At 67.9% G+C, this 22,730-nt stretch carries 14 protein-coding genes; 6 read left to right on the forward strand and 8 right to left on the reverse strand.

The features are described from left to right. Positions 1–33: 33 nt before the first annotated feature. The 3 genes from IMW82_RS07815 to sucC form a co-directional block, all read right to left on the reverse strand. Positions 34–1,665 (reverse strand): NAD+ synthase, encoded by a 1,632-nt coding sequence (locus IMW82_RS07815; RefSeq protein WP_108470906.1) that lies wholly within the window; start codon positions 1,663–1,665, stop codon positions 34–36. A gap of 75 nt (positions 1,666–1,740) precedes the next feature. Continuing rightward, the gene (sucD, locus tag IMW82_RS07820; RefSeq protein WP_108470907.1) at positions 1,741–2,613 is read right to left on the reverse strand and encodes a succinate--CoA ligase subunit alpha; all 873 of its coding nucleotides are present in this window, start codon (positions 2,611–2,613) and stop codon (positions 1,741–1,743) included. A gap of 14 nt (positions 2,614–2,627) precedes the next feature. Beyond that, positions 2,628–3,995, reverse strand: coding sequence for an ADP-forming succinate--CoA ligase subunit beta (gene sucC / locus IMW82_RS07825; RefSeq protein ID WP_280518356.1), 1,368 nt, complete (start codon positions 3,993–3,995; stop codon positions 2,628–2,630). A 103-nt stretch (positions 3,996–4,098) separates the two neighbouring features. On the opposite strand from sucC, the gene IMW82_RS07830 reads away from it, so the two are divergent. Then, positions 4,099–5,748: a HAMP domain-containing sensor histidine kinase gene (locus IMW82_RS07830; protein ID WP_211004321.1), complete on the forward strand. Its 1,650-nt coding sequence runs from the start codon at positions 4,099–4,101 to the stop codon at positions 5,746–5,748. Between the two features lie 6 nt (positions 5,749–5,754). Here IMW82_RS07830 and IMW82_RS07835 read toward each other — a convergent pair whose 3' ends face one another. Beyond that, a complete protein-coding gene (locus IMW82_RS07835; RefSeq protein ID WP_108470909.1) occupies positions 5,755–6,759 on the reverse strand; it encodes a LacI family DNA-binding transcriptional regulator in 1,005 nt (334 codons plus the stop codon). A 292-nt stretch (positions 6,760–7,051) separates the two neighbouring features. On the opposite strand from IMW82_RS07835, the gene pgmB reads away from it, so the two are divergent. The 5 genes from pgmB to IMW82_RS07860 all read left to right on the forward strand — a co-directional run bounded on the left by pgmB (position 7,052) and on the right by IMW82_RS07860 (position 17,882). Continuing rightward, positions 7,052–10,075: a beta-phosphoglucomutase gene (gene pgmB, locus IMW82_RS07840; protein ID WP_244754173.1), complete on the forward strand. Its 3,024-nt coding sequence runs from the start codon at positions 7,052–7,054 to the stop codon at positions 10,073–10,075. A gap of 72 nt (positions 10,076–10,147) precedes the next feature. Beyond that, entirely contained in the window at positions 10,148–12,688 is a 2,541-nt protein-coding gene (locus IMW82_RS07845; RefSeq protein ID WP_211004172.1) for a TonB-dependent receptor, read from the forward strand. 96 nt (positions 12,689–12,784) lie between these two features. Further along, positions 12,785–14,053, forward strand: coding sequence for an MFS transporter (locus tag IMW82_RS07850; RefSeq protein ID WP_234411279.1), 1,269 nt, complete (start codon positions 12,785–12,787; stop codon positions 14,051–14,053). Positions 14,054–14,072: 19 nt separating this feature from the next. Further along, a complete protein-coding gene (locus IMW82_RS07855) occupies positions 14,073–16,319 on the forward strand; it encodes a glycosyl hydrolase family 65 protein (protein ID WP_211004173.1) in 2,247 nt (748 codons plus the stop codon). Between the two features lie 174 nt (positions 16,320–16,493). Next, positions 16,494–17,882: a sigma-54 dependent transcriptional regulator gene (locus tag IMW82_RS07860; RefSeq protein WP_211004174.1), complete on the forward strand. Its 1,389-nt coding sequence runs from the start codon at positions 16,494–16,496 to the stop codon at positions 17,880–17,882. Between the two features lie 124 nt (positions 17,883–18,006). On the opposite strand, the gene IMW82_RS07865 is transcribed toward IMW82_RS07860, so the two are convergent. The 4 genes from IMW82_RS07865 to IMW82_RS07880 form a co-directional block, all read right to left on the reverse strand. Next, positions 18,007–19,272: an FtsX-like permease family protein gene (locus IMW82_RS07865; protein WP_211004175.1), complete on the reverse strand. Its 1,266-nt coding sequence runs from the start codon at positions 19,270–19,272 to the stop codon at positions 18,007–18,009. After that, positions 19,269–20,594: an FtsX-like permease family protein gene (locus tag IMW82_RS07870; protein WP_211004323.1), complete on the reverse strand. Its 1,326-nt coding sequence runs from the start codon at positions 20,592–20,594 to the stop codon at positions 19,269–19,271. Before IMW82_RS07870 ends, IMW82_RS07865 begins: the two co-directional genes overlap by 4 nt. Positions 20,595–20,633: 39 nt before the next feature. Next, the gene (locus IMW82_RS07875; RefSeq protein WP_108470916.1) at positions 20,634–22,172 is read right to left on the reverse strand and encodes a response regulator; all 1,539 of its coding nucleotides are present in this window, start codon (positions 22,170–22,172) and stop codon (positions 20,634–20,636) included. Between the two features lie 103 nt (positions 22,173–22,275). Next, positions 22,276–22,722 (reverse strand): response regulator, encoded by a 447-nt coding sequence (locus IMW82_RS07880; protein ID WP_108470917.1) that lies wholly within the window; start codon positions 22,720–22,722, stop codon positions 22,276–22,278. Positions 22,723–22,730: the final 8 nt, after the last annotated feature.

Consider the following 22,730-nt stretch of genomic DNA (forward strand, 5'->3'; position numbering starts at 1 on the left):
CGGCGAGTGATCGTCGGCCTTTTCTGTGGCGACTCAACGCCAGCCGGAAGTGATGGGATAGCGTCTTTCGCGGCCGAATGCGCGGGTGGTCACGCGCGGCCCCGGCGCCGACTGCCGGCGCTTGAACTCGTTCAGCAGCACCAGCCGCACCACGCGGCGCACCACGTCGGCAGGGAAACCCTGCGCCACGATCTCCGCCTGCGACTGCTCACGCTCGATGAAGCGTTCGAGGATCGCGTCCAGCTCGTCATACGGCGGCAGCGAATCCTGATCGGTCTGGTTGTCGCGCAGTTCGGCCGAAGGCGGGCGGTCGATCACCGCCGGCGGAATCGGTTCGGCTTCGCCGGCACGCACTGCCTGTGCATTGCGCCAGCGCGCCAGCTGGTACACCACGGTCTTGTAGACATCCTTCAGCGGCGCATAGGCGCCGCACATGTCGCCGTACAGCGTGCAATAGCCGACCGCCATCTCGCTCTTGTTGCCGGTCGCCAGCAGCAGCCGGCCATGCTTGTTGGACAGTGCCATCAGCATCGTGCCGCGGGTGCGCGACTGCAGGTTTTCCTCGGTGGTGTCGGCTGCCTTGCCGGCGAACGTCGGGGTCAGCGCCGCCACGAACGACTGGCAGGTCGGCTCGATGTCGATCACGTGGTAATCCACGCCCAGCCGTTCCGCCTGGGCGCGCGCGCCGTCCAGCGACAACTGCGAGGTGTAGCGGGTGGGCATCATCACCGCGGTGACCCGCTGCGCGCCCAGCGCATCGACCGCCAGCGCCAGCGTCAGCGCAGAGTCGATGCCGCCGGACAGGCCCAGCAGCACGCCGCCGAAGCCGTTCTTGTCGATGTAGTCGCGGGTGCCGCGCACCAGCGCGGCGTACAGCGTCGCCTCCAGCGAGGCGTCGGCGGCGACCGGCCAGTCCTGCGCCGACAAGCTGTGCGTGGCCGGATCGAACTCGGCCCACAGCAGCGCATCGACGAAGGCCGGCGCACGCGCGGCGATCGCGCCATCGCCGTTCACCAGCAGCGAGCCGCCGTCGTAGACCACCTCGTCCTGCCCGCCGACCAGGTTGAGGTAGGCGAGCGCGCAGCCGGTTTCGCGCGCCCGTGCCTGCAGCACGGTCTCGCGCTCGGCCTGTTTCGCGCCGTCCCACGGCGAGGCGTTGATCACCAGCAGCAGTTCCGCGCCCGCGGCCGCGGCCTGCGCGGCGGGCTCCGGCTGCCACACGTCCTCACAGATCAGAAACCCCACCCGCACCCCGTCGACCACCGCGGTGGTCGACTCGTGGCCAGGGCGGAAATAGCGCTTGTCGTCGAAGACGCCATAGTTCGGCAACACCTGCTTGTGCGCGGTGCAGTCCACCCGGCCGTCGCGCAGCAGGCTGGCCGCGTTGAACACCTCGCCCTCGCTGTGCGGATGGCCGAGCAGGGCCGCGACACCGTCGGTCGCCGCCGCCAGCGCGGCCAGTTCGCTGTCACAGGCGGCCAGGAAGCTCGGCCGCAGCAGCAGGTCTTCCGGCGGGTAGCCGGACAGGGTCAGCTCGGGAAACGCCACCAGTGCGGCGCCGCCGGCGCGCGCCTGCGCGATCAGCTCGCGGGCTTTCGCGGCATTCGCCGCCACCGCACCGACCGGAAAATCGAATTGGGCCAGCGCCATGCGCAGCTTTGCCATGAACTTCCTGCTCCGGAAACGACGAAGGCCGCGACGAATCGCGGCCTTCGTATTTTAGAGCACTACCGGGCTGACTTACTTCATCAGCTTGGCGAGCGTCTTGCCCAGGTCGGCCGGCGACTTCACCGTGGTGACACCGGCCTTCTCCAGCGCGGCGAACTTCGCCGCGGCGGTGCCCTTGCCGCCGGAGATGATCGCACCGGCGTGGCCCATGCGCTTGCCGGCCGGCGCCGAGGCGCCGGCGATGAACGACACCACCGGCTTCTTGACGTATTCGCCGATGAACTCGGCGGCGTCTTCCTCGGCGCTGCCGCCGATCTCGCCGACCATGATGATGCCCTCGGTCTGCGGGTCGTCCTGGAACAACTTCAGGCAGTCGATGAAGTTCAGGCCGTTGATCGGGTCGCCGCCGATGCCGATCACCGTGCTCTGGCCGAGGCCTTCGTTGGTGGTCTGGAACACTGCTTCATAGGTCAGCGTGCCGGAGCGCGAGACCACGCCGACCCTGCCCTTCTGGTGGATGTGACCGGGCATGATGCCGATCTTGCATTCGCCGGGGGTGATGATGCCGGGGCAGTTCGGCCCGATCAGCACGATTTCCGGATGCTGCTGCAGCACGTTCTTCACGCGCAGCATGTCCAGCACCGGGATGCCTTCAGTGATCGCCACGATGGTCTTGATGCCGGCGTCGATCGCTTCAAGGATCGAGTCGGCCGCGAACGGCGGCGGCACGAAGATGACGGAGGCGTCGGCACCGGTTTCCAGCACCGCTTCATCGACCGAGTTGAACACGGGCAGGCCGATATGCTCGGAGCCGCCCTTGCCCGGGGTCACGCCGCCGACGATCTGGGTGCCGTAGTCGAGGCACTGTTGTGCGTGGAAGGTGCCCTGCTGGCCGGTGAAACCCTGCACCAGCACCTTGGTGTTCTTGTTGACGAGTACGCTCATGTTTCGATTGCTCCTCAGGCCTTGGCCGCAGCCACGGCTTTCTGCGCCGCGTCGTTGAGATCATCCGCCGGCGTGATCGCCAGGCCGGAGTTGGCCAGCAGTTCGCGGCCCTGATCGACATTGGTGCCCTGCAGGCGCACCACCACGGGGATCTTCAGGCCCACTTCCTTGACCGCGGCGATGATGCCCTCGGCGATCATGTCGCAGCGGACGATGCCGCCGAAGATGTTGACCAGGATGCAGTTGACCTTGTCCGAGGAGGTGATCAGCTTGAACGCCTCGGTCACCCGCTCCTTGGTGGCGCCACCGCCCACGTCGAGGAAGTTGGCCGGCTCGCCGCCCGCCAGCTTGATCACGTCCATGGTGGCCATGGCCAGGCCGGCGCCGTTGACCATGCAGCCGATGTTGCCGTCCATCGTCACGTAGTTGAGGTTGCTCTGCTGCGCGGCGGCTTCGGCGGCGTCTTCCTGGGTCAGGTCGCGCATCGCGGCCAGGTTCGGGTGACGGTATTCGGCGTTGTCGTCGGAGTTGACCTTGCCATCCAGTGCGGCGAGGTTGCCGTCTTCCAGCACGGCCAGCGGGTTCAGCTCGACCAGGGCCAGGTCCTGTTCGTTGAACAGCTTGTACAGGCCCAGCATGATCTTGGTCAGCTGGTTGACCTGCTTGTTGTTGAGGTCCATCGCGAAGCCGAGCTGGCGGCACTGGTACGGCTGCAGCCCTTCGATGAAGTCGACCACGATGGTGTGGATGTCTTCGGGCGTTTCCTTCGCCACCTGCTCGATGTCCACGCCGCCGTGCTTGGAGGCAATGAAGGAAACCGCCTTCGAGTCGCGGTCGACCAGGATCGACAGGTACAGCTCGCGGGCAATGTTGGTGGCGTCGGTCACCAGCACCAGGTTCACCGGCAGCGCACGGCCGGCCGACTGGTAGGTTTCCATGTTGGTGCCCAGCATGCCCTTGGCGGCGGCGCGCACGTCGTCAAAGCTGCGGCAGAACTTGACGCCGCCGGATTTGCCGCGGCCACCGGCATGGATCTGCGCCTTGACCATCCATTGCGAACCACCGAGCGCCTTGGCGGCATCGACGGCGGCGTCGGGGGAGTTGGCGACCTTGCCCGGCGGCACGGCGATGCCGTACTGCGCGAACAGTTCTTTGGCCTGGTATTCGTGGAAATTCATTCGATACCTCGAGCGAACGGAGAAACGATGGCGGCCGCACGCGGAACATCGGCGTGGGTCAGGACGGTCGGACGGCGGATGGACGCGCTGCCGGGATGCAGTGCGCCTGCCGGATGGAACCGGCCAAACCGCGCAACATGGCCGCCTATTTTCGCGGAAGCGGGCGCCGATGGAAAGGGCCGCCTGTCCGGAGCGCCCGCGCAGGCCGTTTCCACGCGCTTTCCGGCATCGTCACGGCGCCAATCAGCCCGTCTATACTCGCCCCGACCCCCGCAAACGCGCTGACCCATCCCGCACAGGCCGCATGATGTCCAGCACAGTACCCTTGAACGCCCAGCGCGCCGCGGGCACGGCGACGATCCGCCACGAGCTGACGTTCCTCAACGTGTTCCGGCTGGTACAGGCGCTGGTCTACGTCGGCCTGGCGTTCAGTCCGCCGGGCCTGGGTTGGCCCAAACTGGCCACGCCCGATTTCGCCCGCACCGTGGCCATGCTGTACCTGGTGTTCGCCCTGGGCGCCCTGCTGTTCAATCGGCGCAGCATGCCGTACGCGCGCACGGTGGTGGCAACCACCCTGGCGGTGGACATCGCCGCCGCCCTGCTGGCGATCGCCGCGATACACGATGCACGCATCGGCATTGCCATGATGCTGGCGGTGAACCTCAGCGCCGGCGCGCTGATCCTGCCGCTGCGGCTGTCCAGCTTCTTCGCCTCGCTGGCCACGCTGGGCATGCTCGGGCACACCCTGTTCGGCACCACCGGCAGCCCCGGCGACCGCGACCTGCTCGAGGCCGCGCTGTTCGGCCTGGCCTACTTCGCCACCACCACGCTGTGCCACGTGCTGGGCAGGCAGTTGCGCGCCACCGAGGCGCTGGCCGAGCAGCGCAGCACCGACCTGGCCAACCTGGCCCAGGTCAACGAGCTGATCATCCGCCGCATGAAGACCGGCGTGCTGCTGGTCGACGATGCCAACCGCATCCACCAGATCAACGAGTCGGCATGGATGCTGATGGGCAACCCCGGCGCCGACCAGCGCGACCTCGGCCAGCTGGCGCCGGAACTGTCGCGCCGGCTGTACCACTGGATGACCTCGGGCAAGCTCGACGAGACCGCCACCCAGCTCGCCGACGGCGTGCCCGAGGTGGTGCCGCGCTTCACCCGGCTGGCACCGAACGACGACTCGCACGTATTGATCTTCCTCGACGACACCTCGCTGCTGTCGCGCCGCGCGGAGGAGCTCACGCTGACCTCGCTGGGCCGGCTGTCGGCCTCGATCGCGCACGAGATCCGCAACCCGCTGGCGGCGATCCGCTATTCGGCGCAGCTGCTGGCCGAGTCGACCAGCATGGACAGCACCGACCAGCGCATGGTCGAGATCATCAACAACCACTGCATCCGGCTCAACGAGATCATCGAGAACATCCTGCAGCTGTCGCGGCGCGAGCGCTCGCGGCCGGAGACGCTGGACCTGGGTCACTGGGCGCAGGCCTTCGTCGAGGAGTACTGCCAGGGCAACGACCTCGGCGCCGATTCGCTGCGCGCGATCGCCAACGGCAGCACCCCGGTGGCGGCGGTGGCCGACCCGCAGCAGTTGCAGCAGGTGGTGTGGAACCTGGTGCAGAACGCGCTGCGCTACGGCCGCCTGCCCGGCGAGCCGGCGCGGGTGATGGTGGTGACCCGGCAGGGCGAGCACGGCGTGCCGATCCTGGAAGTGATCGACCGCGGCCCCGGCATCGCGCCCAAGGTGGCCGCACAGATCTTCGAGCCGTTCTACACCACCCACGAATACGGCACCGGCCTGGGCCTGTACCTGGCCCGGCAGATGAGTGACGCCAACCAGGCGGCGCTGGAATACGTGCGCGTGGCCGGCGGCGGCAGCTGCTTCCGGCTGGTGCTGACCCCGCCGGCGCGCAGTCCAGCCGAGGCCGCCGAAACCACCCAGACCGCAGCCCGCTGAAGCCGCTCAGGTCGAACGCACGATCAGGCTGACCGGCAGGCATTCCGATTTGGCCGGCTCGCCCTCGATCAGCGCCAGCACCTTGCGCGCCAGCAGCATGCCACCTTCCTGCCAGTCCTGCCGCACCGAACTCAGCGGCGGCAGGAAGCTGGCGCCGAGCGGCATGTCGTCGTAACCCACCACCGAGACATCGGCCGGCACCGAACGCCCCAGATCCAGCGTGGCGCGGATCGCACCCATCGCCAGCAGGTCGTTGCAGGCGAAGATCGCGTCGAAGCCGACCTTGCGTTCATGCAGCGAGCGCACCGCGTCCATACCCGAGTCCACCGTGAACTCGTCGCGCCGCATCAGCAGCGGCTTGATCCCGCGCAGCGCCAGCGCGTCGAGGAAACCGTTCAGGCGCTCGAAAATTTCCGGGTGGCTGGGGTTGCCGATAAACACCGGACGGCGCCGGCCCAGCGCAATGAAGTGCCGCGCCACTACCGCGCCGCCGAGGCGGTTGTCGCTGCCCACCACCACGTGCGCGTCGCTGGCCGACTGCGCACCCCACACCACCATCGGCAGGCGCAGCTTGTCGAACCGGCGCACCGCGTCCTGGTGCGCGCCCTGGCCCAACAGGATCAGCCCGTCCGCGGCCTGCACTGCCGCCGCGCTAGCGCCCTGGCGGGTAGTCAGCAGCACGCTGTAGCCGGCCGCGGTCAGCTCCTGCGAGATACCACCCAGCAACACCAGCGGGTACGGGTCGAACATGGTGCGATCGGTGGACGGCTTCATCTCCACGATCACCGCCACCGTGTGGCTGCGGCGCAGGCGCAGGTTGCGCGCACTGATGTTGAGCTTGTAACCGTGTTCGCGCGCCAGCGCCTGGATCCGCTCGCGGGTTTCCGGATTAACCAGCGGGCTGTCGCCCAGCGCCCGCGAGACGGTGATCTTGGATACCCCGGCCAGTTGCGCCAGATCGGCCATGGTCGGGCCGCCTGACGCGTGTTTGCGCGTGCCCTTCTTGCTCAACGATCCGATTCCCTGTTGGTCTGGCCGATCCCGCTCCGGTACCGCGACGCTGCCGGACTGCAGCGATGGCCCGGGCCGACGCTTGCAGTGTGTCGACATTCGCCTTGCCGATGCAAGCTCGCCGCCCACCGGCCGACAGCGCACCCGCCGGCCCTTGCCGGCAGGCTCGGCGGCGACGACACAGGCTCGCCAAGTCAAATGATATCGATATCTTGATACCGATATCATTTGATGCCAAGCTCTGCCCGGCCAGGTGGGGACAGCCCATGCGCGCAACCAGGGGAGATTTATCTTGGATCACCAGACGACGGCCGCAGCCAGCTCCAATGCCCGGATGCCCGACGCGCAGACCGTGGTCGATCCGTGGCTGCTGGTTCGCCACGGCACCGACCCGGCTGGCTTTGCCCAGGATGAGAGCCTGTTCGCCCTCGCCAACGGCACGCTCGGCGTGCGCGGCAACCTGGAAGAGGCTGACAGCGCCAGCCAGGCCAGCCTGTTGTCCGGGGTGTGGGAACGCACCCCGATCGAGTACCACGAACGCTTCCCCGGCTTCGCCAGCCACACCGACACGCGCATCCCGGTCGCCGACGCCACGCCCATCCGGCTGCGCCTGGGCGACACGCCGGTGCGGCTGGACCAGGGCGAATGGCTGCAGTTCGAGCGCAACCTCGACCTGCGCCACGGCTGCTACCGCCGCCGCCTGCGCTGGCGTTCGCCACAGGGCGCCACGCTGGAGATCGAGGCCGAGCGCCTGGTCAGTCTGGCCGAGGCCGGGCTGCTGGCGATCCGTTACCGCGTGCGCTCGCTCGACTACCACGGCCCGATCACGCTGGAATCATCGATCGCAACCGGTCGCCAGGCCACCGGCCAGGGCGACGACCCGCGCATCGGCACCCGCCTCGCCGGCGGCCTCGTCAGCTGGGCCACCCAGGCGGACGAGGGCTCGGCCTGGGTCGGCCAGCAGACCCGCCACAGCGGCATCCGGCTGGCCTGCGTGCAGCACCACGTGCACGGCGCGGAACTTGCCTTCCGCCACGCGCGGGAGTCCGCGGACGGCGTGAGCCAGGTCTACGCCGGCATGCTCGCGCCGGGCCAGACGGTCAGCCTGGACAAGTACGCCGCCTACGCCTTCACCGCACCCTTTGCCACGGATGCCGCCGAGACCCTGCCGGCTCGCGCCGAGGCCACCCTGGCCACCGCGGTCGCGCTCGGCTACCCGGCCCTGCTCGAACGACAGACGCAAGTGCTCGCCGGCTTCTGGGCGCAGGCCGACCTCGCCATCGCGGGCGACCCGGCGACCGAGCAGGCGCTGCGCCTCAACCTGTTCCACCTGTTCCAGTCCAGCGGCCGCGACGGCCGCAGTAGCACCGCGGCCAAGGGGCTCACCGGCGAGGGCTACGAAGGTCACTACTTCTGGGACGCCGAAGCCTTCATGCTGCCGGCGCTGGTCACCCTGGCGCCGGAACTGGCGCGCGCCATGCTGGCGTACCGCCATCGCACGCTGGGCCACGCGCGCCGGCATGCGCGCGAACTCAACCACCTGCGCGGCGCGCTGTACGCCTGGCGCACGATCAGCGGCGACGAATGCTCCGCCTACTTCCCCGGCGGCTCGGCGCAATACCACATCAACGCCGCGGTGGCGTGGGCGATCCGCCTCTACGTCGACGCCAGCGGCGACCAGGCGTTCATGCTCGAAGGCGGCGCCGAGATGATCTTCGAGACGGCGCGGATCTGGCTGCAGATCGGCCACTTCAATCCGCGCCGCGGCGGCGCGTTCTGCATCCACGAGGTCACCGGCCCGGACGAGTACTCCGCGCTGGTCGACAACAACCACTACACCAACCGCATGGCGCAGCGGCACCTGCGCGACGCCGCCGCCACTGCCGAATGGATGGCGCTGAGCCATCCGGCCGAGTATGCGGCGCTGACCACCCGCATCGACCTCGACGCCGACGAGCCGGCGCAGTGGCGGGCCGCGGCGCAGGCGATGTACCTGCCGGTGGACGCCGCGCTGGGCATCTTCCCGCAGGACGACGGCTTCCTCGACAAGCCTCGGCTCCCCGCCGAACTAGCCACTGCGACAGACCAGCGCCCGCTGCTGCTGCGCATGCACCCACTCACCATCTACCGCCACCAGGTATGCAAGCAGGCCGATGCACTGCTGGCCCTGATGCTGGCCGGCGAGCAGGTCGACGTGGCCGCCAAGCGGCGCAACTTCGACTACTACGAAGGCGTCACCGCGCATGACTCGACCCTGTCCGCCTCCACCTTCGCGGTGATCGCGGCCGAGGTGGGCCATGCCGACAAGGCATTCCATTATTTCCGCGACACCCTGCGCGTCGACCTGGACGATCTGCACGGCAACGCGGCGCACGGCCTGCACATGGCGGCGATGGCCGGCAGCTGGCTGGCGCTGACCTGGGGCTACGGCGGCCTGCGCGTACACGACGGCCTGCCCGCGCTGGCGCCGCGGCTGCCGGCGGCCTGGAAAAGCTACCGCTTCGGCCTGCGCTGGCGCGGCACGCACCTGCGCGTCGAAGTCGACGGCGACGGCGTGCGCTACACGCTCACCGAAGGCAGCGCGCTCACCTTCCTGCACGACGGCCTGCCGCAACGCCTGCGTGCCGGCCAGCCGTTGCGCCTGCCGTGCGCGGGCTTCGCCGCACCGCTGCCGCCGTTGAAGGCAGTGGTCTTCGATCTCGACGGCGTGCTTGCCGACACCGCCGTGCTGCATCGCGCGGCATGGCAGCAGCTGGCCGACGAGATCGGCGCGCCGCTCGACGAAGCCACCGCCGGACGCATGAAGGGCGTGGACCGTCGCGGTTCGCTGGACATCCTGCTGGAACAGGCGCCGCGCTGCTACAGCGAGGCGGAGAAGGAGGCGTTCGCCGCACGCAAGAACACCCATTACGTCGAGCTGATCGAACGCCTCGGCCCGCAGGACCTGCTGCCCGGCGCGCGCGCCGCCGTGGAGTCCGTGCGTCGCGCCGGGCTGAAGACCGCGCTGGCCTCGGCCAGCCGCAACGCGCCGCAGCTGCTGGCTCGGCTGGGCATCGCCGCGCTGTTCGACTGCGTGGTCGACGCCAACCGCATCGCCCGCTCCAAGCCCGATCCGGAGATCTTCCTGGCGGCGGCGCGCGGGCTGGGCCTGAGTTCGCAGGAATGCCTCGGCGTGGAAGACGCCGCGGCGGGCATCGCCGCCCTGCACGCGGCGGGCATGACGGCGGTCGGCATCGGCCGCGCGCAGGAGCTGGACAAGGCGGATGTGCTGCTGCCGGACATTGCCGCGTTCGACATCAGCCGTTTCATCGCGTGAGCGGCCGTTCCACGCAGCCGGCATGAGCTGCGCGGCTAAAACAATCCAATCCAAAGGTGGGGAGTGACGGAAATGAAGAACAAACAGTTGTCCAGACTGAGTCTTCCGGTGGCGATCGCCGCCATCCTGTTCTGCGGCGCCGTCATGGCCCAGGACACCACGTCGACACAGGCCAGCCAGGCGCCGGCGAAGAAGAGCGCGGCCCAGCAGAAGGCCGACGCCGCCAAGGCCAAGACCCTCGAACAGGTGGTGGTGACCGGCAACACCGCCACTGGTGGCCTGAAGAAGATCGACACGAGCTACTCGGTCACCACGGCCTCGGCCGAGCAGATCAAGATGGCCAACCCGAAGAGCACGGCGGACCTGCTGAAGATCTCGCCCGGCATGTGGCCGGAATCCACCGGCGGCCAGACCGGCGCCAACATCGAAATCGCCGGCTTCCCGGGCGGCGGCGACGCGCCTTATTTCAGCACCCAGTTGATGGGCTCACCGTTGTACGGCATGCCTACGCTGTCGTTCTTCGAGACCACCTCGATCTTCCGCCTCGACGACACCGTCGACCGCGTGGAGATCCTGCAGGGCGGCCCGTCGGTGGTGTTCGGCGACGGCCAGATCGGCGCCACCGCGAACTTCATGCTGAAGACCGGCACCGACGTGCCCAGCGGCAGCGTCGGCGTCACCTACGGCAACGAGAACCTGCGTCGCGTGGACGGCTTCTTCGGCTTCCCGATCGCCGAGAGCTGGTACGGCAGCGTCGGCGGCTTCTGGCGCACCTCCGACGGCGTGCGCGACCCGCAGTTCGCCGCGGACAAGGGCGGCCAGCTCACCGCCACGCTGAGCCACGACAGCGACAACGGCACGATGACCCTGTACGCGCGCCAGCTCAACGACCGCAACCAGTTCATCACGCCGGTGCCGCTGCTCCAGCACGGCACCGACCAGTTCAGCGCCTACCCCGGCTTCGACCCGCTGACCGATACCTACTACAGCAAGGCGATCCAGCACGTGCACCTGCCCGGCTACCCCGGCGGCGGCACCGACGCCAACCTGGCCAATGGCCGCGGCACCAAGTTCAGCTTCTTCGGCGGCAACTTCGACTACGACCTGGGCAACGGCTGGAACCTGTCGGACAAGTTCCTGCTCGACGGCGGCGACGTCGACACCAACGCGCTGTTCTCGGGCAACAACCCCGGCAGCATGAACGACATGCTGTACACCAATACCTCGAGCATGGGCGCCTTCAACCTGCCCGCCGGCTCGGCCAGCGCCAGCTACGTGAACGGTGGCGGCATGGTCGACCCGAACCAGAGCGTGATCCACCAGGGCTGGTGGTACATCCACAAGCACCTGAAGAACATCAGCAACGACTTCCGCCTGAGCAAGGACCTCTTCGAGGGCAACACGCTCACCGCCGGCCTCTACCTGACCCACTACACCATGGACGACAAGTGGGCGCTGGGCAACCAGATGCTGATGACCAACACGCCCAACGCACAGCCGATCAAGGTCAGCTACGTCGACAACGGCCAGACCAAGTACCTCACCGACGGCCAGGGCTTCCTCGACTACGGCGGCTACAACATCGCCCAGCACGGCAGCGCCACCAACAAGGCGTTCTATCTGTCCGACGTGTGGCGCATCGGCAAGTGGCTGATCGACGCGTCCGGCCGCGTCGAGAACGAGAACGCCACCAACAACGTGTGCAACCTCACCAACATCGACCTCGACGGCAACCCGAACACGCTGTACGACAACAGCGTGCCGACGTGCAACGGCACCTACGCGAGAACCCGCTACGACAAGACCCACCCGTCGTGGACCGTCGGCGTGAACTACGAGCTGGCCGACAACATGAGCGTCTACGTGCGCGCCAACAAGGGCGCGCACTTCGGCGACTTCGACAACGCGCTGCGCGGCAACACCACCGGCAATACCCCGCCGCTGCAGAAGGTGCAGAACTTCGAGGGCGGCTTCAAGTACCAGTCCGACCTGTTCTACGCCGACATCAGCGTGTACCACCGCCAGTTCAACGGCCTGACCTACCAGCCCACCAACGGCCAGGGCGTGCCGGTCGGCGCGCAGGCGCTGTACGGCTCCGACTCCAAGGGCGTGAACCTCGCCGGCGCGGTCACGCCGTTCGAGAACTTCAAGCTGCAGGTGGTCGCCAACTATCTGGACGGCCACTACACGCACAACAACTCCTGTTTCCTGTTTACCGACCTCGTCAGCGGCTCCACCCAGTGCATCGGCATCAACGGCAAGCAGCTGCAGCGCCAGCCGAAGGTGCGCTACATGCTCACGCCGAGCTATCGCGTACCGTTCGACTGGGGCGACATTACCGCCTTCGTGACCTACACCCACGTCGGCCCGCACACCCAGGACCAGTCCGCCCTGCAACAGCTGGGCAGCTACGACACCTGGGACTTCGGCATCGTCGCCAACGTGCAGAAGAGCTGGCAGATCCGCCTGCAGGGCACCAACATGACCAACGAACTAGGCCTGACCGAGAGCAACTCGCGCATCTTCGGCTCCGCCGCCGGTACCGATGGCGTGATCCTGGCCCGCCCGATGGAAGGCCGCGAGGTCAACCTGACGGTGAAGTACCTGTTCTGAACCTGAGGTTGTTGCGTGGTGCGGTCCGGATCGAGCCTTCAGGGGGATCCGGACCGCGTCTTTCCCGTAGTGCGACGCCGTACCGCCGGAGGCGACATGAACCGAATCCGCATGATCGTCGCGCTGGCGCTGATCTACATGATCTTCGCGATCCTGCTCAACAGCGTCGGCACGGTGATCCTGCAGTCGATCGCCACCTTCGGCATCGACAAGCCCGCAGCCAGCGCGCTGGAACGCTACAAGGACCTCACCATCGCGGCCACCTCGTTCCTGGTCGCCTCGTTCCTGCCGATGTTCGGCTACCGGCGCTCGATGATGCTGGCGCTGGCCATCGTCGGCGGCGCCTGCGTACTGATGCCGCTCTACCCCAGTTTCCCTACCACGCGGCTGCTGTTCGCCTGCGTGGGTTTTTCATTCGCGCTGACCAAGGTCGCCGTGTATTCGTCGATCGGCCTGCTCACCGCCGACCGCACCGCGCACTCGCGCCTGACCAACACCATCGAGGGTCTGTTCATGGTCGGCGTGCTGGCCGGCAACTGGGTCTTCAGCGCCTTCATCGACCCAGCCAAACCGGGCGACCCGGCGTGGTTCAACGTGTACTGGCTGCTCGCCGGCGCCTGTGCGCTGACCATCGCGCTGCTGGCCACCGGTACCCTGGACGAAAGCGCCGCGCATGCGCAGGGGCACAACAACTCCTTCACCGACGCGATCATGGAGATGCTGCGCCTGTTCGTGCGTCCGCTGGTCTACGTGTTCCTCGCCTCGGCTTTCCTGTACGTGCTGATCGAGCAGAGTTTCGGTACCTGGCTGCCAACCTTCAACAACGAGATCCTGAAGCTGCCGAACGCGATGAGCATCCAGTTCGCCAGCATCCTCGCCGGCATGACCGCGCTGGGTCGCATCGGCGCCGGCGTCGTGCTCAAGCGGGTACGCTGGTACGTGCTGCTCAATGCGTGCGTGCTCGGCATGGGCGTGCTGGTGGTCGTGGTGCTGCCACTGGCGCGCGGCGTGGTGGCACGGCCAGACGTCGGCTGGTTCGACGCGCCGCTGGCGGCGTACCTGATCCCGCTGCTCGGCCTGCTGATGGCGCCAATCTACCCGGTGATCAATTCGGTGGCGCTGAGTTCGCTGCCCAAGCCGATGCACGCAGCGATGACCGGGCTGATCGTGGTGTTCTCCGCGCTCGGCGGCACGCTGGGCTCGTACATCACTGCCCGGGTGTTCGCCAGCTTCGACGGCATCCACGCGTTCTATTTTTCGCTGCTGCCGATGAGCCTGATCCTGGTCACGCTGTTCCTGTTCAAGCGCGAGACCGACCGTGCCGGCGTCGACGCGCCGCCGGCGATCGGACTTGCCGCCAAGTAGCCCACCGCCAGGAGCGACCATGAAGCCACACCACGCCACCCTCGCCGGCCTGTTCCTGTTCGCCGCCGCACTCGCCACACCCGCGCCCGCCGCCACCGACCCGAGCTTCCTGCTCACCGGCACCACGGCGAACTTCGACAGCTACTTCCCCAGCTACCTGGCCAACGGTTACTTCTCCACGATGACTTCGGTGCGCGGCACCGAGGGCAACCGCGCGTACATGGTCGCGTTCATGGATTACAAACCCGGCGACATCGCACGCCCTGCCGCGATCCCCGGCTGGAGCGAGATCGACTACAACCCCGGCGGCGGCTGGCTCAATTCGACCCGCATCGACAAGAAGATCTTCGCCGACTACGCGCAGACGCTGGACATGCACGACGGCACGCTCACCACGAGCTACCGCTTCGACTACGCGAACAAGTCGACCGACATCAAGGTCACCACCTTCGTCAGCCAGGCTTCGAACCATCTGGCGGCGACGCAACTCTCCATCACGCCGCAGTTCGACGGCTCGGTGCAGCTGACTTTCCCGATCCGGCTGTGGTCGGAGCATGCGCCGCGCTTTCCGATCGCCAGCATGACCGGCGACGAGATGATCGCGGCGGTGATCGCCAGCGGCCAGACGCTGGACAACAAGCCGGTGCCGACGCCCGACCGCGCCGCCGTGTGGTACCCCGGCTACACCCGCGTACTGGCCAGCGACGGCGACACGAAGGCGCTGACGCTGTGGCTGGACGGCCGCGCCGAACACGGCCTGACGATGGCCGAGGCGGCAGCGATCGGGCTGCCGCCGGGTCTCGCGATCGAAAGCGTGAAGCTGGAGAAAGGCCCGTACAAGCTGTCGCTCAACCTCGTCGCCAAGGTGCAAAAGGGCAGGACCTACACCTTCACCAAGTACATCGCCGCCTCCCGGCAGGACTGGGGCGGCGACGCCCGCGACGACGTGGCGCTGGCCATCGCCGCGCGCCAGAAGGGCTTCACCGCCTTGCTTGCGGAACACCAGGCCGCCTGGCACGAGTTGTGGAAGTCCGACATCGTGGTCGACGGCGATCCGGACGTGCAGCGCGCCGTGCATTCGGACCTGTACTACCTGCTGTCCAACTCCACGGTCGGCACGGCCTGGCCGATGGGCGCGTGCGCGCTGACTCCGGGCTACGCCGGCCACGCGTTCTGGGACAGCGATTCGTGGGTATTCCCCGCCCTGCTCCTGCTGCATCCCGAGCGCGCCAAACCGATCGTGATGTTCCGCGCACGCACCATGCAGCCGGCGCGCGAGCGCGCGAAGCAGTACGGCGTGAAGGGCACCATGTACCCGTGGGAAGCCGATCCAGAGACCGGCGTCGATAACACGCCGCACTTCGCCTACGGCGTGTTCCGCGAGATCCACGTCAACGCCGACATCGCGATCGCGCAGTGGCAGTACTACCTCGCCACGGGCGACGATGCCTGGCTGAAGCAGCATGGCTGGCCGGTGATCCGCGAGATCGCGCAGTTCTGGGTCAGCCGGGTCACGTACGACAAGGGCCAGGACCGCTACGAGATCCACCACGTCACCTCGCCCGACGAGGCTTACGACGACGTGCCGAACGACTCGTTCACCAATGCCGCGGCACGCAAGTCGCTGCAGATCGCGATCAAGGCGGCCAAGCTCGTCGGCGAAACGCCTGATCCGCAGTGGGCCGCGATCGCCGCAAAGATGACCATCCCGTTCGACGAGAAGAACCAGCGCCATCTCGACTTCGACGCCTCGGTGCCGCACGACAAGATCACCTGGATGGGCTCGTCGCTGGCCTGGCTGATGTATCCGAACCTGGACCTGCCGATGTCGCCGCAGGGGCGCCGCAACGACTTCGCGTTCCAGCTGCACGAACTGAAGGTGCATGGCGACGATCCGAACGAGATGATGATGGTGATGCTCGCCGTCGGCGCAGCCGAATTGGGCGACGACAAGGCCGCCGGCGAGTGGATCCAGCGCAACCTGGTCGGCTTCCTGAAACCGCCGTTCAACGTGCGCACGGAAACCGTCGCCAACAACGCGGGCTACATCCTCGCGACCTCGGCCGGTTTCGTGCAGAGCTTTGTCTACGGCCTCAGCGGCCTGCGCATCGAGGACGACGGTCTGGTCGAGGCGTATGCGCCGGTACTTCCGCCGGCGTGGCGCTCGCTGACCCTGAAGAACGTCGCGTTCCGCGGCAGGCATTACGATATCCGCATCGACCGCGGCGCCGATGGCAAGCCCCGGTTGCTCCGTGAGCCACGCTGAAACTGCCTTCGCACCATCCGGCATCGCGGCTGCGGCAACGATCCACCCGCCCGACAGCGCCTGCCGCACGCCCCCGCGACCGGCTTGTGGGCAGCCGCCTGCGGCATGGCCGGCCTTTGCCCCCCGGGCCGGGGCCGGGTATTCTCTGTCGTATCGTTTGCCACGCGCCGTGCCATGAATCCCCAGACCGTTTTGGTCATCGACGACGAACGCGACATCCGCGAACTGCTGACCATCACGCTGGGGCGAATGGACCTGCAGGTCGACGCCGTCGGCACCGTCGCCGAGGCACGCCGCGCACTGGCCGAACGCAGTTATGACCTTTGCTTCACCGACATGCGGCTGCCCGACGGCAGCGGCCACGAGATCATCGAGCTGATCTCCGCGGAACACCCCGACATGCCGGTGGCGATGATCACCGCCTACGGCAACGTCGACGCCGCGGTGAACGCGCTGAAGGCCGGCGCGTTCGACTTCGTCTCCAAGCCGGTCGACATCCAGATGCTGCGCGGGCTGGTGCGCACCGCGCTGCGCCTGGCCGAGGAGAGGCGCAACGGCGCCGCCGCGGCGAAAACCGGCGACTCCAGCGACCGCCTGATCGGCGACTCCGCGGCCATGCAGCAGGTGCGCGCCACCATCGGCAAGCTGGCGCGCAACCAGGCGCCGGTCTACATCGCCGGCGAATCCGGCGTGGGCAAGGAGCTGGTGGCGCGGCTGATCCACGAGCAGGGCCCGCGCGCCAGCGGTCCGTTCGTACCGGTCAACTGCGGCGCGATCCCGTCCGAGCTGATGGAAAGCGAGTTCTTCGGCCACCGCAAGGGCAGCTTCACCGGCGCCAGCGCGGACAAGGAAGGCCTGTTCCAGGCTGCCCAGGGTGGCACCCTGTTCCTCGACGAGGTGGCCGAGCTGCCGCTGCACATGCAGGTGAAGTTGCTGCGTGCAATCCAGGAAAAGGCGGTGCGCCCGATCGGCGGCCGCGACGAGATCCCGGTCGACGTGCGCATCCTGTCGGCCACCCACAAGAACCTCGGCCAGCTGGTCGAGCAGGGGCAGTTCCGCCAGGACCTGTTCTACCGCATCAACGTGATCGAGCTGCGCGTGCCGCCGCTGCGCGAGCGCCGCGGCGACGTGCCGCAGCTGTCCACGTTCATCCTCAAGGCGCTGGCCGGCAAGAGCGGCGAAAGCGTCGGCCAGCTGTCGCCGTCCGCTCGCGACGCACTGGACGCGTATGAGTTCCCAGGCAACGTGCGCGAGCTGGAGAACATCCTCGAACGCGCGATGGCGATGTGCGACGGCAGCACCATCGAGGCGGCCGACCTGATGCTGCCGCAGCGCAGCGCGCGGTCGCCCCAGGAAGCGACGATACCGGGCCAGCCACCAGCGCCGGTCGCGGCGCCCGCCAGCGCGAACGGCGGCCTCGACGACTACATCAGCAACCTCGAGCGCACCGCGATCGTCAAGGCGCTGGAAGAATCGCGCTACAACAAGACCGCCGCCGCGCGCAAACTCGGCATCACCTTCCGCGCGCTGCGCTACAAGCTGAAGAAGCTCGGCATCGACTGAACTGCCGACAGCAGACGCGCGACGTTTCAGCGCCGTTTCGCAGGTCGGGCACTGCCCACCAGCTTTTGCTTCGTGCCTTGTCGGAGAGCGGCGGGCAGTGCCCGCCCTGCATCACCCATCCTGTTCACACCGAACGGGTCGCCTCCACCGGCGGCACCGCGGCGGCGCGGCGGGCCGGGCCGAGCACGGCCAGCTGGCCAAGCAACCACAGCACCAGCGCACCGACGCCGAGCACCCACAGCGGCATCCGCGGCAGTTCGTAGTGCGCCATCAGCGACAGGTTCGCGGCGACGCCGAGCGCCACGCCAAGCACGGTGCCGATGCCGACGATCAGCGCATTCTCGGCCTGGAAATAACGCAGGATGTCGCCGCGCGTGGCGCCCAGCGCACGCCGCACGCCGATCGACCGGCGCCGCTGACCGACCCAGAAACTGCTCAGTCCCACGATGCCGCCGGCGGTCGCCAGCAGCAGCAAGACGCACATCGCGCCCATCATGATCGCCACGCCGCGATCGGTGGCGTAAGCCTTCGTGCGTGCCTGCGTCAGCGTGACCACGCCGTCTTCCGGGCTGATCAGGCGCATGCGATTCTGCGCCAGCAACGCCGCCGGCGCCGACTGCAGCAACGCGGCCAGTCGGCCCGGTTGCGCACGCACCAGATAGACCACCCCGCCGGCATAGGCTGCCCCGTCGTCGGCACTGGCGTAACGCGCCGGCAGCAGCACCGTATCCTCATCGATCGATCGCGTGCTGCTGCCCGCGTAGCTGCCTTGCAACCGGTCGACCACGCCGACGATGGTGCTCGAGCCGTCGTCCCTGAGATAGACGCGCTGGCCCACCGCCGCGCCGCCCGGAAAAAGCTTGTGGGCCAGGTCGCGCGTGATGATGATCACCGCCGGCACCACCTTGTCGTACGGGCCGAGAATGGCGATCTCGTCGGCGCGGAAGTTGCGCCCGGCCACCAGCGCGATGCCGAACGTGTCGATCGCATGTTCATCGGCAAAATAGGACAGCGCCAGCTGCAGCTTCTTCTGCTCGACTTGATGCTTGATGCGCACCAGCCCGCCGCCGCCCTCTTCCATTGGATAGGCCTGGCTGGCAAACGCGTCGCGCACGCCCGGCAACCTGCGCAGGGTCGCCAGGTCGGCCTGCATCTGCGCGTGGATATGCGGCACGTCCGGCTGGCCGATCCACTGGTTGTTGATTGCGAACAGATGCGCCTCGTCGGTGCCGCTCGGGCGTGACAGGTGCACCACCCGCGTCTTGACGATGAACAGCGCGTTGCTGACCACCGCCAGGGTCAGCGCGATCTGCAGCACGATCAGCGCCGTGGCCATCTTGTGCCGTCGCAGCGCGGCAAGGATCGGACGCAGCTGCATGGTTGCGCTCATCCGTTCACCTTCAGCTGCCACGCCGGTTGCACCTGGGCGGCGCGCCAGGTGGGATACAGCGCGGCGATCAGGCTGGCGAGTACGGCGACCAGCACGGTCAGCAGCAACAGCGACGCGTCCAGCCGCGCCAGCCGGGCAAGCTCCGGCTCGAACACCTTGCCGATGCCGGCCATGCCCAGCGCCGTCAGCAGCAGGCCCAACACACCGCCGGCCAACCCGATCACCGCCGCCTCGACCAGGAACTGGCGATAGATCACCCCGCGCGACGCGCCCAGCGCGCGACGCACGCCGATCTCCGGCGCACGGCGCATGAAGCGGGCCAGCATCAGGCCGACCACGTTGACGAGACAGATCAGCAGGAAGCTCACCGAGACGATCAGCGACAGCGCCGACGACTTCGGCACCACTTTCATCACGTGCAGCCACTGCCCGACGTTGGACAAGCCCGTGTTCGGCGACCAGGCGAAGCGGCCGAGGCGTTGCTGCTCGGCCGCGTAGTTGCGCAGCCAGTCGCGGTAACGCGCCACGTCGGCACGCGCGGGCAGTTCCACCCAGGCCACGATCCACGCGCATTCGCTGCGCAGCACGCTGCTCCAGTCCGGCAGGTCGGGATCGACGGTATTCGTGCTGCAATAGAACTGCCCGGTGGTGGCCTTCCGCACATCGATGGCGCGACTGAACGGCAGGTAGAGCTGGCGCGGATGGCTGAAGGCGTAGAACGTGCTGGCCATGTCGAAATAGCGCGGGCGTGGCTCCCACTCGTCCAGCACGCCGACGATGCGGTAGACGTGCGCGTCCAGGTTGATCTCGCGGCCCACGCTGTCGGCGCCGCCGAACAGTTTCTGGTTGAGCGCGCTGCTGATCACGACGACCGCCGCGCGCTGGTCGTCGTCATGGGCCGACCAGCCGCCGCCGTAGCGGAAGCGCGCGTCGAACATCGCGAAGAAATCGCTGCTGACTGCATCGCCTTCCTGCGGCAACGGCTGCTGCCGCGCGTCGTCCGGCAGCACCGTCCACTTGCTGCCGTAGATCAGTACCTGCCGCTTTGCCTGCCGCGCGTGCAGCAGTGCCTGCGCATCGGTGTAGCTGAGCAGGATCGGCGGCTCGCCCTTCCAGTTGTGCGCCGGCCCGAAGTTGTCGATCTGCGGCACGAACAGCTGGCCGGATTTCCACGGGATCGGGTCGGCCGCGGCGACGCGGAACACGGCGAAGGTGACCATGCAGGTGGCCACGCCGCAACCCATCAACACCACCACGAGTGCGGTCAAGGCCTTGCTGCGCCGGCAACCGCGCAGGGCCAGATCGAAGTAATACGCCAGCATCCCGGTCCTGCCGATCACCGCGTCCGCACGACCCACGGATCAGCCGCCGTTGCCGGCGGCGCCCAGCGCCTTGCGCAGGGTGCGCAGCAGCAACTGGGTGGTGACCGGCTTGTCGACCACGTACAGGTGCTCCTGCATGGGCAGCTCGTGCAGGTCGGGCATGGCGCCGGGGTGGGTCAGCAGGATCACCGCGCCGGCGTAGCCCTGTTCGAGCAGCGCCGCCAGCGTGCGCACGCCGGTGAACAGGTTCATGTCCGCGTCCAGCACCACCAGGTCGGGCAGGCCGGCGGCCTCGATCCATTGCAGCGCGGCGGTGCCGCTCTGGCTGGCATGCGCCTGGTAGCCCCAGGCATCCAGCGTATCGACCAGCAGCGACAGCTGGCCGGCCTCTTCCACCACCACCAGCACCCGCTCGGCGGCGCCCTCCAGGTTGTCCTGGCCATCCGCCTGGCTGCTGTCGGCGACCGCGGCTTCCAGCGGGAAATACAGGTCGAAACGGGTGCCATGGCCCGGCTCGCTGGCTACCCGCATCACGCCACCGTGACTGCTGACGATGCGCTTGCACGAGAGCAGGCCGAGCCCGGTACCGGACTCCTTGGTGGTGAAGAACGGCTCGAACAGGCGCTCCCTCACCGCCGGTTCCATGCCCGGACCGTCGTCGATCACGCTGATGCACAGGTAGCAGCACTGCCGCGACGGCTCATCGGGCAGGAAGAAGTTCTCCGGCAGCTGCGCCCGCGCCGCCTCGACGCGCAGGTGGCCGCCGTCCGGCATCGCCTGGATCGCATTCAGGCACAGGTTGAGCAGGCACTGCTGCAGCTCGGTGTGGTTGCCCTCGAACGACAATTCCGGATCGTCGATCACCAGCTCCATTTTCACCGTGTGCGGCACGCTGCCCTGCATCAGCAGGTCGAACGCACTGAACAGCGCGCCCAGCCGCACCTGTTCCGCGCGGCGCGCGCCGCCGGCGAACGACAGCATCGAGTGCACCATGTCCAGGCCGCGCTTGCCGCAGTCGCGGACCAGCCGACCCAGTCGCGCCAGGCGTGGGTCGTCCTGGTAATCCTGCAGGCTGTCGCCGGCCAGCAGCAGTGGCTGCAGCAAGTTGCGCAGGTCGTGGCTGAGGCCACCGGCGAGCATCGCCAGGCTCTCGAAACGCTGGGCGCGGATCAACTCCGCCTCGGAGCGGCGACTGGCCCGGCGCGCCTCGGCCTCGCTCAGCGCGCGGCGTACCGCGCTGGCCAGCCGGGCCGGGTTCTGCTTCAGGATGTAGTCGGTGGCGCCGTTGCGCAGCGCCTCGATCGCCGCCTCCTCGCCCAGCGTGGCGGAGACGAAGATGAACGGCAGGTCCTCGTCGCGCTGGCGCAGCAGGTCGAGCGCATGCTGGCCGGAAAACCCCGGCATGCTGAGGTCCGACAGCACGATGTGCGGCTTGAATTCGTCCAGCGCCGCGAGGAAGCCCGGCTCGTCGTCGACCAGGCGCACCTCGTAGCCGATGTTGTCGGCATCGAGTTCGGCCAGCACCAGCTCGGCATCGAGCTGGCTGTCCTCGACCTGCAGCACCCGGATACTCGACATCGCCCGAAATTGCCTGTGTGGCATATGTTCCCCTGCTGCCCTGCCCGTCTCCGATGCCCGCATGCAGCCTGCCGGCTGGTGCGGATCGCCGCACTCCATTCGCTCATTCCTGTTCGGGCGCCTGGTTGAGCACCGCCCAGAACTGCCCCAGCGTGCGCACCGCCTCGAAGAACTGGTCCACGTCGACCGGCTTGATCACGTAGGCATTGGCGCCCAGGTCCCAACTGCGCGCCAGATCGCTTTCCTCGCGCGAGGAGGACAGGATGACCACCGGGATCCGCCGCAGCCCGCCGTCGCCGCGCATCGCGGTCAGCACGTCCAGCCCGTTCATGCGCGGCATCTTGATGTCCAGCAGCACCACCGCCGGATCGCCAGGCTCGCGCGAAGCCCACGCACCGCGACGGTGGAGGTAGTCCATGCACTCCACGCCGTCTTCCACGTGCACCACCGGATTGGCCAGGTGCGCCTCGCCGAGCGCGTCCATCGCCATCTCGGCATCGGCCACGCTGTCTTCCACCAGCAGGATGGTACGCAGGTCTTTCTTGTTCATGCTTCGCT

Source organism: Rhodanobacter sp. B2A1Ga4, assembly GCF_018101315.1.
In the GTDB taxonomy this organism is placed as follows: domain Bacteria; phylum Pseudomonadota; class Gammaproteobacteria; order Xanthomonadales; family Rhodanobacteraceae; genus Rhodanobacter; species Rhodanobacter thiooxydans_A.